The sequence below is a fragment of the Parashewanella tropica genome (assembly GCF_004358445.1).
In the GTDB taxonomy this organism is placed as follows: domain Bacteria; phylum Pseudomonadota; class Gammaproteobacteria; order Enterobacterales; family Shewanellaceae; genus Parashewanella; species Parashewanella tropica.
Window position 1 is genome coordinate 1832982 of record NZ_CP037951.1, and the last position, 11681, is coordinate 1844662.

The 11681-nt window shown below is 38.8% G+C and carries 10 protein-coding genes; 6 read left to right on the forward strand and 4 right to left on the reverse strand.

Annotated features, from left to right (window positions below; all coding sequences use genetic code 11):
* Positions 1-95 precede the first annotated feature (95 nt).
* Positions 96-1856 carry a bifunctional UDP-sugar hydrolase/5'-nucleotidase UshA gene (gene ushA, locus E2H97_RS07810; RefSeq protein ID WP_133406632.1) on the forward strand — a complete coding sequence of 587 codons (1761 nt, stop codon included), beginning with the start codon at positions 96-98 and terminating at the stop codon, positions 1854-1856.
* A gap of 135 nt (positions 1857-1991) precedes the next feature.
* Here ushA and E2H97_RS07815 read toward each other — a convergent pair whose 3' ends face one another.
* Positions 1992-2588, reverse strand: a complete 597-nt coding sequence (locus tag E2H97_RS07815) for an arylesterase (RefSeq protein WP_246029085.1) — start codon at positions 2586-2588, stop codon at positions 1992-1994.
* A 28-nt stretch (positions 2589-2616) separates the two neighbouring features.
* Between E2H97_RS07815 and E2H97_RS07820 the strand changes: the two genes are divergently transcribed.
* Entirely contained in the window at positions 2617-3315 is a 699-nt protein-coding gene (locus tag E2H97_RS07820; protein ID WP_246029070.1) for an ABC transporter ATP-binding protein, read from the forward strand.
* Complete coding sequence (locus E2H97_RS07825; RefSeq protein ID WP_133406634.1) at positions 3315-5777, forward strand: ABC transporter permease; 2463 nt, start codon at positions 3315-3317, stop codon at positions 5775-5777. The genes E2H97_RS07820 and E2H97_RS07825 overlap by 1 nt, the downstream gene beginning before the upstream one ends.
* 7 nt (positions 5778-5784) lie before the next feature.
* On the opposite strand, the gene E2H97_RS07830 is transcribed toward E2H97_RS07825, so the two are convergent.
* Positions 5785-6684 carry a TIGR01777 family oxidoreductase gene (locus E2H97_RS07830; RefSeq protein WP_133408591.1) on the reverse strand — a complete coding sequence of 300 codons (900 nt, stop codon included), beginning with the start codon at positions 6682-6684 and terminating at the stop codon, positions 5785-5787.
* A 183-nt stretch (positions 6685-6867) separates the two neighbouring features.
* Between E2H97_RS07830 and E2H97_RS07835 the strand changes: the two genes are divergently transcribed.
* Together E2H97_RS07835 and E2H97_RS07840 are read left to right on the forward strand one after the other, a co-directional pair.
* The gene (locus E2H97_RS07835) at positions 6868-7905 is read left to right on the forward strand and encodes an AI-2E family transporter (protein ID WP_133406635.1); all 1038 of its coding nucleotides are present in this window, start codon (positions 6868-6870) and stop codon (positions 7903-7905) included.
* 60 nt (positions 7906-7965) lie between these two features.
* Complete coding sequence (locus E2H97_RS07840) at positions 7966-8748, forward strand: TatD family hydrolase (protein WP_133406636.1); 783 nt, start codon at positions 7966-7968, stop codon at positions 8746-8748.
* Positions 8749-8989: 241 nt separating this feature from the next.
* Here the strand turns inward: E2H97_RS07840 and rsmF are convergent, their stop codons facing one another.
* On the reverse strand, positions 8990-10405 hold the full coding sequence (gene rsmF, locus E2H97_RS07845; protein WP_133406637.1) for a 16S rRNA (cytosine(1407)-C(5))-methyltransferase RsmF: 1416 nt from the start codon (positions 10403-10405) through the stop codon (positions 8990-8992).
* A gap of 377 nt (positions 10406-10782) precedes the next feature.
* Positions 10783-11082, reverse strand: coding sequence for a hypothetical protein (locus E2H97_RS07850; protein ID WP_133406638.1), 300 nt, complete (start codon positions 11080-11082; stop codon positions 10783-10785).
* A 214-nt stretch (positions 11083-11296) separates the two neighbouring features.
* Here E2H97_RS07850 and E2H97_RS07855 point away from each other — a divergent pair, with 214 nt between their 5' ends.
* Entirely contained in the window at positions 11297-11662 is a 366-nt protein-coding gene (locus tag E2H97_RS07855; protein ID WP_133406639.1) for a diacylglycerol kinase, read from the forward strand.
* The last annotated feature ends 19 nt before the right edge of the window (positions 11663-11681 follow it).

Consider the following 11681-nt stretch of genomic DNA (forward strand, 5'->3'; position numbering starts at 1 on the left):
AAAATATTCACTTTTAGTATTGCGCTTTTATGTGTTGCTGATATCTTGTCGACTTCAAAATACTCTAAATAATCAAAAATAGAGAAGGTCGAAAAATGAGTACCACGTTAGTTAAAGGATTTGTAGCTGCATCCTTTTGTTTCTCTGTGATATTTCTAGGGTTTAAACACTATCAGGCAAACGATAAGCCAAGGTGTGAAGACTTCGGGGATAAATGTGTAAAATTCACAATCTTGCACACAAACGATAATCATGGTCGTTTTTGGCACAATAAGCACAATGAGTTCGGCATGCCTGCCAGAGCATCATTGATAAAATCGATCCGCGAAGAAGTGAGCAAACAAGGTAACGATGTACTGCTGCTTTCTGGTGGTGATATTAATACTGGCGTTCCTGAATCAGACTTGCAAGATGCGGTACCTGATTTCATCGGTATGAACCTGATGAAATATGATGCTATGGCTGTTGGTAATCATGAATTTGATAATGAACTGAGTGTGCTTGAAATGCAGAGAAAGCTTGCTGAGTTTCCTATGCTTTCTGCCAATATCTATAAAACCGACCCAAACACGAACGAGCTTGTTCGTTATTTTGAGCCTTATAAGATTTTTAACGTTGGCCCTTTAAAGGTGGCTGTTGTAGGACTTACAACAAAAGATACGGCTAAACTTGGTAACCCACAGTTTATTGCAGGTCTAACCTTTACAGATCCCCTAACTGAGATGAAGCAAGTCATCCAAGAAATTAAACAAGGTAATAAAGCTGACCTAATCATGGCAGTAACTCATATGGGTCACTTTATTATTGGGAATCACGGTAGTAATGCACCTGGTGATGTTTCTTTAGCGCGTGGGTTAAACAAGGGTGATCTTCAAGCCATTATTGGTGGCCATTCTCAAAATCCAGTTTGTATGGAGCCGTTTTCAAACCGCTATTCAAATTTTAAAGCGGGTAAGGAATGTACGCCTGATATCCAAAACGGTACTTTCATTATGCAAGCCTACGAGTGGGGAAAATACGTAGGCAGAGCAGATTTTGAATATTTCGATAACAAGCTTCATCTCGCAAATTATGAATTAGTTCCAGTGAATATCACTGAAAAAGATTCTTATAGTAAGCGTAAGTTTATTGAAGATTATATTGAGCCAGACCCTGAAGTGAAGGCAAAGCTGCAACCTTACCAAGATAAAGGTCAAGAAAAGCTGGATGTAAAAATCGCCAAAATTAGCAAACGACTAGATGGTGACCGCAAAAAGGTTCGTTTCCAACAAACTAACTTGGGTCAGTTAATTGCGACGGCTCATAAAGAAGCTCATAACGCTGATTTCGGTATTATGAACTCTGGTGGTGTACGTGATTCGATTGAAAAAGGCGATGTTTCCTATAGGGACGTATTAACGGTTCAGCCTTTCGGTAATGAAGTTTATAAAATTACTATGAAGGGTGAAGATGTTGCCGACTACCTTGGGAAAGTGGCTTCGAATCAGATAGAATCTGGTGCTTACGCCCAGCTGATTGGTTTAAAAATGAATGTTAACTGTAAGCGTAAGACAGTAAATATAGCTGAAATTAACGGCAAAACGTTTAGTAAGAATGATACTTATACCTTTACTGTTCCGGGCTTTAATGCTGCGGGTGGTGACGGTTTCCCGATTTTAGTTGGATCTTCGAAACAATATCCTGATGCTGAGGTGATTGATAACTCAGGCTTAATCGATGAAAAAGTCATGTATCAATTCCTTACTGAAAAGTCGGAAAACAACACAAAAACCATCAATATTGATGAGTTTGAACCATCAACAACTGACGTTATTTATTCAAACAGTAAAGACGTTCGAGGCTGTAAGCTCAATTAAGGCTTACCATATGGTTTAAATAAAACGGCGATATTTGAAATATCGCCGTTTTTGTATCTTATTTCTGATCAGTTAAGAGCGGTGTTTCAAGGTTGAAAGCTCTTAACACTCAACCTACTCCGAAGTGTCAGCTGTTTACTTTTTTAAGGCTTTTTCTATCCATGGTTTTATAAATTCAACAATTCTAGATTGCGCCTTTTGATTCGGATGAATTCCATCTCGTTGCATTAGCTGTGGATTAGGAGCAATTTCTGTCATAAAAAATGGCATCAGCATAATATTTTCATCGTCAGCAATGTCATGGTAAACCGCATTAAAGCTTTTGCTATATCTAGGTCCATAGTTTGGTGGCACCATCACTTCACTCATTAGGACTTTCGCGCCCGAACGCTCAGATAATGAGATCAATTTTGTAAGATTTGATTTCAGTTTTTTAGTGGAAAAGCCACGGAGTCCGTCATTACCACCCAACTCAATCAGTACCAAATCTGGTCGACTCGATTTTAAAACAGAAGGTAGACGACGTAGTCCACCTGCAGTGGTTTCGCCACTTACAGAGGCGTTGATAATTGTATGTTGCGGCAATTCAGTTTTAAGTTTTTCTACCCAGCCTTCGTTTTTATCCATTCCATAGCTAGCACTCAAGCTATCACCCAAAATTAAAACAGTTGCAGCGTGAGCCGGAAGGGTTGCAAATATCGTAGTAAATATTGCTAATATAGCGACAGAGATTTTAAGACGAGAGAATAAGGATTGAGCCTTGAGTGAAAGTGTAGAGAACAAACCAGCCATAAAAGTTGTTAACCTCGAAAAATCAGTAAAAACACAAGAAGGAATGCTGACTATCCTCAAGGGCATTGACCTCGAAGTCAAGCATGGTGAAAGTATAGCTATTGTCGGCCCATCTGGAGCAGGTAAATCCAGTTTGCTCGGTTTACTTGCGGCACTCGACAATCCAACGTCAGGAGAGGTCTATTTAGATGGTGTGGGTTTGTCTAAGTTAGATGAAGAGCAAAAAGCGGCACTGAGAAAAGAAAAAGTAAGTTTCATTTTTCAATCTTTCATGTTGGTTGATACGCTTACGGCTCTAGAAAACGTCATGTTGCCTGCGGAGCTTTCTGGCGTTCCAAACGCCAAAGAAAAGTCATTAGCCATGCTTGAAAAAGTAGGGTTATCCCATCGTCTTAATCATCTTCCGAAACAACTTTCTGGTGGAGAGCAGCAAAGAGTTGCGATTGCTCGGGCATTTATTTGTGAACCTAAAGTTTTGTTCGCCGACGAGCCTACCGGTAATTTAGATGAAGCTAATGGCAGTAAAGTCGAACAAATGTTGTTTGAGCTGAACCAAGAAAGTGATACTACCTTGGTTATTGTTACTCATGACATGGATCTTGCTCGAAAATGTCAGCGTCAACTGACCATGCATGATGGTTCACTTGTTGAAGAGCAGGTGGCTTAATGGAATTAAATTTAGCATGGCGCTTGTTTAAGCGTGAACTTTTACAAGGGCAATTGGTTCTCATTTTATTAGCCATCACTTTGGCAGTATTGTCAGTAAGTGGTTTGTCTCGAGTGAGTGAACGACTGCAAACGGCAATTTCTGGTGAAGCGAGTAAATTTATAGCAGCAGATAGAATCATTGATTCTCCTGAGAAACTTAAACCTGCAATTTTACAAAAATCTACAGAACTGGGTTTAAAGCATGCGACTAATCTAGAGTTTAATTCTATGGTTTACTCTGGTGATGACCTGCAATTAGTAGAAGTTAAAGCGGTTTCAGACACTTACCCCTTAAAAGGCAATATTGAGCTTACTACAGGTGAAACACATCAGTTGCCCCCGCTTGGCTCGGTTTGGTACGAAACGCGTTTAGCAGGGCTTTTAGGGAATCCCAAGCAAATTGAAATTGGTGTCGCCACTTTCAAAATGGATAAAGCCATTTCGCGCTTGCCAGACGCTGGCTTTAATCCGTTTGCATCATCGCCGGTAGTGTTAATGCGGATGGAAGATGTCGCGAAAACTCAAATCGTTCAACCAGGAAGTCGACTTGATTATCGATATCAGTTTACTGGTACGCCTGATCAACTTAAAGAATTTGAGGATTATGTTACTCCTCAACTTCTGACAACGCAGCGTTGGCGAGATGTCGAAAGCGGAGACTCACCACTAGCTGGGGCAATTAAACGGGCAGAGCGTTTCTTGTTACTTGCGAGTTTACTCGGTATTGCTTTGGCTTGTACTGCTATTGGAATCGCAGCTCAGCGTTATTGTCAGCGGCATTATGATGTTGTAGCGATGCTAAAAACGTTTGGCTCTAGTGCCAAACAAATCCGCTTTATATTTACCTTTCATTTACTGTTTGTATCTTTTTTGGGGGTAATTTTAGGTTTATTAGGTGGCTGGCTATTAGATATTGGATTGACGCAATTCTTACCCGAGAATATTGCCGCTTACGATCCCTCTATTTGGCGACCGGTTATTTTAGGTGTTGTGACAGGCTTACTGAGTGCATTCATGTTCTCTGTATATCCATTAATGCGCCTTTTGAAAATTCCACCACTACGAGTGCTTCAACGACAACTAGAGAGCCATACCGTTGGGCAGTGGTTTAATATCGTTTTGAGTTTGTTAGCACTGGGCTTATTAGGCTATTTGTATTCAAAAAGTCTGACATTGACTTTGATTGTAATGGCGAGTGTGGTGATGCTTGCTGTGCTTTTGCTAGTTGTTGGATTTGTTATGATCCGTTTAGGGCATAGTTCAGGCTTGAAAATCAGCAATCCCGTACAGTTAGCGTTTGCAGGATTAAGAAGAAGAGCCAAACAAAATGCCGTGCAATTAGTCGGTTTTAGTAGTGCATTGGTTCTGTTACTTATCATCTTTGCATTACGCCAAGACTTGTTGAATGAATGGCAGCAACAATTACCCAAAGAAGCGCCTAACTACTTCTTAGTGAATATTGCGCCTGAAGACTCAAAGCCTTTAGAAGACTTTTTTAATGATAAAGGAGTAAAATCGACGGATATTTACCCTGTGATTCGTGGGCGTATGAGTGCGATTGATGGGGAAAAAGTCGTGACTCGAAAACAACAAGAAGCAGGTGAAGAAGGGCGTTTAGGCATTACCCGAGAATTGAATCTAACTTGGCGTAATACTCTTCCACCAAACAATGAAATTGTAGCTGGTAAGTTTAATAGCGAAGCCAATGACGTTTCAGTTGAGTCTGAAGTGGCTGAACGTCTTAATCTAAAACTGGGTGATACTGTTACTTTTATGATTGAAAATCAGCCTGTAACAGCAAAAGTCACCAGTTTACGAAAGGTCCACTGGGAGACCTTACAGCCAAACTTTTACTTTATTTTTTCAAAGCAAGCCTTAGGTTCGTTTGATTATACTTCGATTGCCAGTTTTTATTTGGATCAAAACAAAACCAGTAATAATGAGCTAATCATTCAATTGATCAAACAATTTCCAACTATTTCTATTATTGATGTTGGTGCCATGGTCGGACAATTGAGAGAGATTATTGAACAAGTTTCTCTTTCCTTAACGTTAGTTTTAGTATTGGTGTTGCTGGCTAGCGCGTTAGTGTTATTAGCTCAAACAGAAGCGGGGATGGCAAGTCGTCGACGAGAACTCGCAGTACTTCGCACATTTGGTGGTTCAGGTTGGCTTTTACGGTTATCGACATTTTTTGAATTTGCGTTATTAGGAGCGATTTCTGGGTTATTGGCAGTATGGGTAACAGAGTTTGCTCTATATCTATTAAAAACCCAAGTTTTTGAATTAACGACTTACATGCATTGGAATTGGTGGTGGCTAGCGCCGTTGTCAGGTGCAGCAGTGGTTGCCAGCCTAGGTTTATGGTGTTGCTGGCATCTACTTACTCAAAGTTGCTCAAATCTATTGAAAGAGGGCTAATAAGCCCTCACTGTTTTGGGAATATTTGCGTCATGGCTGAATCAATCGTTGGATAACTAAACTTAAAGCCTTCATCCAATAATCGTTGAGGGACGACATACTGTCCCTCGGTAAGGATGTCAGACATTTCCCCAAACATTTTTTCAGCTACAAAACGGGGTAACGGAAAAAGAGCGGGTCGATGGAGCGACTTTGCCAATGTTTTCGAAAACAGTTTATTGCTCACTGGGTTTGGTGACGTTGTGTTATAAACACCTTGGCATGATGGTGTGTTCATTAAATACTGGATGACTCGAATAACGTCACGCCGATGGATCCAACTCATTCCTTGTTGTCCAGAAGCTATTTTTCCGCCAAGCCCTAATTTAAATGGTGTTAACATTCGTTGGAGCGCACCGCCACTACTATCTAAAACGACACCAATTCGCATAGTGCATACACGAGTGAGCTCTGTTTGTGCGAGTAATGCTAATCTCTCCCACTCTTGGCATAAGTGATGAGTAAATTCATTATGAGGTGCTGAATCTTCGTCTATTGGGGTGACTTTTTGTCGACCGTAATAACCAACTGCTGAGGCGCTGATCAAACAATGAGGAGGGTTTTCACTGTTTTGGAATAGGTCCACTAATCTTGCAGTCACATCCCAACGACTGTGGCAAAGCTTGGCTTTTTGTTCTCGAGTCCAAGGCTTATCGGCAATGGGTTCACCAGCTAAATTAATTACCACATCAAAATTATCAAGGTTTTTGAATTGGTCTAAATTCAAAATGAAACGAGGGATATCCCCTAATTTTGCTTTTGCATTATTAAGGTTACGAGTTAAAACAGTGACTTTATGTTCGGTGCATAACAAAGGCACCAAGGCCTGACCAATAAAGCCAGTTCCGCCAGTAATTAAAATTTTCATCATGCCTCAATACGACTAAATTCAAGACAATATACGCCGTTCCGTTGGCGTTCGTTCATTATTCCGAACTTAAATTGTAGTGCATATACTCAGTTATGCAGATAATAGAAAAATAAAATGATGATTAATTTTTGAAATTCAGTTTACAATTACCATCCACAAATTTGATATGAGATAAAAGGGATGCCTCGATTTGGTGAAAATACTACAGCCTTAAAAACGTTTGTTTTATTGGCGAGTTTAGTAGTGGTATTAGCAGGTGTAAAAACAGCCAGTACTATTGTTGTTCCATTTGTTTTATCTATATTTATTGCTGTAATTTGTAATCCTGCCATTGTATGGATGTCAAAATGGCGTATTCCGAAGTGGCTTTCGGTGATTTTATTAATTCTGTCGATTGTATTGGCAGGAATGTGGTTGGCGAGCGTGGTAAGTAGCTCAATAAATGAGTTTTCAAAACAACTACCTCAATACCGTGGACAACTGATAGATCAGTTCAGTTGGGTAATAGAATTGCTACAAAAATATAATGTGCAAATCTCTAAAGACCAAATAGTCAATTATTTTGATCCTGGTGTGGCTTTGTCTGTTACTACCAATATGTTATCTGGGCTTGGTAACGTAATGGCAAATGCATTTTTGATCATGCTAACGGTTGTATTTATGTTGTTTGAAGCTGGCTCAATTTCAAAACGTCTTCATTTCGCGCTTGATGATCCTGAAATGCGCTTACAGCAAATTGATAAGTTTTTAAACTCAGTAAATCAATACATGGTGATTAAAACCTTAGTAAGTTTAGCCACTGGTACAATTGTAGGTGTGGGGCTGTATTTAATTGGTGTTGATTACGCCATGCTGTGGGCTGTTGTTGCCTTTTTATTCAACTATATTCCAAATATAGGCTCAATAATTGCGGCCATTCCAGCTATTTCTTTAGCATTAATTCAATTAGGTCCTACAGCTGCAGGTGGGGTTACTGTGTTGTATGTCGCGGTCAATATGGTCATGGGTAATATCGTTGAGCCTAGATTTCTAGGTAAAGGCTTAGGACTATCAACCTTAGTTGTATTCTTATCTTTGATCTTTTGGGGCTGGCTATTGGGCTCGGTTGGGATGCTGTTATCAGTGCCTTTAACTATGATTGTAAAAATTGGCCTAGAATCAAGTGACAGTGGTAATTGGTTAGCCGTATTGTTGTCCGATGATGTTGAGGAAGTTTGACCTTGAATTTCGACAACTGTATCCTTGCGCCGTTTTATTAATTTGTAGGAAATGCATAACGTGTTAATTGATTCACATTGCCATTTAGATCGACTAAAAGCAGCACCAGATGATGTCTGTTTGCAACAAATCATGGATGCTGCCAAAGCGCGTGATGTAGAGTACATGCTTTGTGTTAATGTTCGTCAAAACGAATTTACGGCGATGAAACAAAAGGTGCAGGCCTTTCCTAATGTCTTTTTATCCGCAGGTGTTCACCCGTTGGATGTCGATTCAGGTTTAGATTCAAAACAACTATTGTTATCAGCACAAGATGAAAGGGTAGTCGCAGTCGGTGAAACCGGTCTAGATTACTTCTATTCTCCTGAAACAAAACCCCAACAACAATCTTGTTTTGAGCAACAAATAGATCTGGCTTTGAAAGTAAACAAACCGCTTATTATCCATACTCGAGATGCCAGAGAAGACACACTTAACATGTTAAAAGCTGGTCATGCCGATAAAGTAGGTGGCGTATTACATTGCTTTACTGAGAGTTGGGAAATGGCAAAAGCTGCGATTGATATGGGGTTCTACATTTCTGTTTCAGGCATTGTTACTTTTAAAAATGCAGGTGAATTAAGAAGTGTTATTCGTAAAGTGCCAAAAGACAGGTTGATGGTTGAAACGGATTCTCCGTATTTAGCTCCAGTGCCACATCGAGGTAAAGAAAATCAGCCAGCTTTTGTTCGTGATGTCGCTGAGTTTGTCGCTGAACTACGTGGGGAAAAATATCAGGATTTAGTCGAATATACCGGTGAGAACTTTTTTAATTTATTTAAAGACGCTAAGGAATTAATTTAGCCTTTTCGAACAATCCATTTTGTTTAGATAATTTCTAAACTCATATAAATAAAAAAAAGCCCAATCCATATAGAATTGGGCGTTGGGAAATGGCTCTTTCGAGCCGTGCGCTACGCGGTTTTCGATGGCAGAATTTCTACCATCGAGAATTCCGATATAGTAATCCTAGAACAAATATAATTATTTGCACAATAAATAAACATTAACAAAATGTTATAGTTTATTTATTAATACCAAGACACTAGAGTTTTACTGCATTGTCTCGGACTAAATCTCTTGGTAAATTATTTTTTAATTTTGTTCCTAGGTGCTTAATTAATCCCAACGCCACTTTATTTGTACAAACTATCTTTTCACCTTGTGGTTTCGAATTGTTGTCTAATTGAATATCACGCCCTTTGAAATATTCAGCAGCTTGCTCCTCATTTAGGTCAATTGTACCAGTTTGATATCGGTACAAAACTGAAATAGCTTCGTGAGTTATTTTTAAATGCTTCCCTTTTTGTTCAGCTATTTTTAATCCAATACGCTGAAAGCGAATTTTTCCAATAAAAGGTTTTATGCCTTTAGGAAAGAGCCAATATTGGTTATCTCTAATAACCAAAAACAATGATGAAGGAATAGAAATAGAATAATTATCGACTAGCCAATGCCTAATGTCTTTTTCTTGTTTAGGAGAAAGTTCTTTAAAGGGGAAGTTTTTGCTAATTCGGGGCTCAGGTTTACTTCTTATTACTGCTTTGGATTTTTTAATTTTCGCGACAAAGAAACCCTCGCTATCATAAATCTGTGGCCAGATATGTAAGAACCCTTCACTTGTTGTGGCTTTCTCTGCACCCTCGAATAGATTTATTAATGAAACAAATTCAACCGCATCATCAAATGTTTCTTTTAAGAAGAGACAAACTTCTTGGTTTTCTTCACGGCTTAAAGTACAGGTTGAATATATTAATGTGCCGCCTACTTTAAGTGCCTCGAATGCTGATAGAATTAATTGCTTTTGCTTTTCTGCGATTGAATGTACATCTTCTAAGTGCCAATCTTTCAAAGCATTTGGGTCTTTACGAACAGTGCCTTCACCACCACATGGTGCATCTAATAAAATGGCATCGAATGATTCAAATAAGTATTGTCCGAAGACTTCAGCATCGAAATGCGTAATTGCTGTATTGTATACTCCCATTCTGACTAAATTAGCGTGAAGCATCTTTACACGACTTGAAGAATACTCATTGGCAACTAATAAGCCATTATTCTCCATCAATGAAGCAATCTGAGTGGTTTTGGAGCCTGGAGCCGCTGCCATATCTAGCACACAATCAAATTCCTTTTTTGTATCGAACAAGGCTGTCGGCGGAAGCATTGAACTTGCTTCTTGAATGTAAAATAGACCTTGTAAATGCTCAATACTATTACCAATATCTTGCTGGGATGGCGTGGTTACCCAAAAGCCTTCATCGCACCAAGGGATAGGAGAGAGCTCCCAACCTTTATTTGACATTAACTCTTTGAAATCTTTAATTGAAATTTTTAAGGTGTTAACCCGGACCGAAAACCTAAGAGGCTTATCATTAATAGTAAGGAAATCATCAAGTGATAAATGACTGGGAAGTTGCTGACGAATGTGATTTATAAAATGTTCGCTGATTTTATTCATTGCTCAAAGTCGTGCAAAAGGTAAATTGTACCACGAAGCGATTAGTCCTAAAAACATCAGTTGAACGCTAGAGTTTCCGATAACCACATAAAAATCAATGGTTTTATTGTTTCGGTTATTCATCTGTTAGGCGAATCGCTTCACGCTCACAAGCTGGCTAAAACATCTGCTAGCTGCGTTGAAACTTTTGCAAGTAGATTAACTACTTCCTGCAAGCTTCGCCTTGCTATCAAGCGTTTTATCTGCGCTTGAGAGCGTGCTCAAATGATGTTTTTAGGCTAATGGATAGCGATTATTCTATTTTCTAAGGAAGTAATTGATTTTGAACGTAGAAAGCATAAAAGCCTCCGAAAAGGCTCAATTGCATATTATAAAGACTATAAACAAGTTACGATGCTATCAATCTTTGGATATTTAATATTGTAATATCCTACATCAAAAGTGTTTTCTTTCGAATCTAGACTAATATTTGGACTGTTGCAGACTTCTGTTGCCTTCACTTTTGTTATTTCTATTAGTTCTTTTTTACTGTATGCAATATCTCCAACAAGGCTTAGGTGCCAAGTACCATCTTTTTGTTTGTCCACATTGTGAAATGCATACGAGCCACCGCTAGTGGCGTTGGTACATCCAATAGCTAAAACCGATAACATTGATATGAGTAAAGTCTTTCTCATTTTACGTCCTTAATATAATGACTTTTACATTGGATTAAAGGGAAATGGTAGTTAAGCATTAACAAATGATATCAATCTTGTTGTTAAATCCCTGTTAAATTAAAACTATCTACTTTGACAAAATAGATCAAGCGCTTTGTTGTGACTTGAACTATTATGTTTTTGTGTTTTTTATGGTCAAAAAAACTATTTCCATGCAGGCAAAGGATGAGTTATGGATTACTCGAATAAACCTAAAGGACTAAAACGAATCGTACTTGCTTTCTCAAATTCAATACGTGCTTTAGTTTGGTTAGCGCGAAATGAAGCTGCCTTCAGACAAGAATTAGTTCTAAGTTTAGTGTTAGTGATGATCACTTTTGCACTTGATATTACTTGGGGGGAACGTTTTATCTTATGGTCAACGTTGTTATTCGTACTGTTTTCAGAAATCGTAAATACAGCTATAGAATCAGTCGTTGATAGGATAGGTTATGAACATCACGATTTATCAGGGCTTGCAAAAGACTTAGGCTCTTTAGCTGTGATGATCAGTTTTGCTATCGCTGGATTAATATGGGCTTACGTGCTTTTTAATTAAAGCAGAGGGAAAGGCTTTA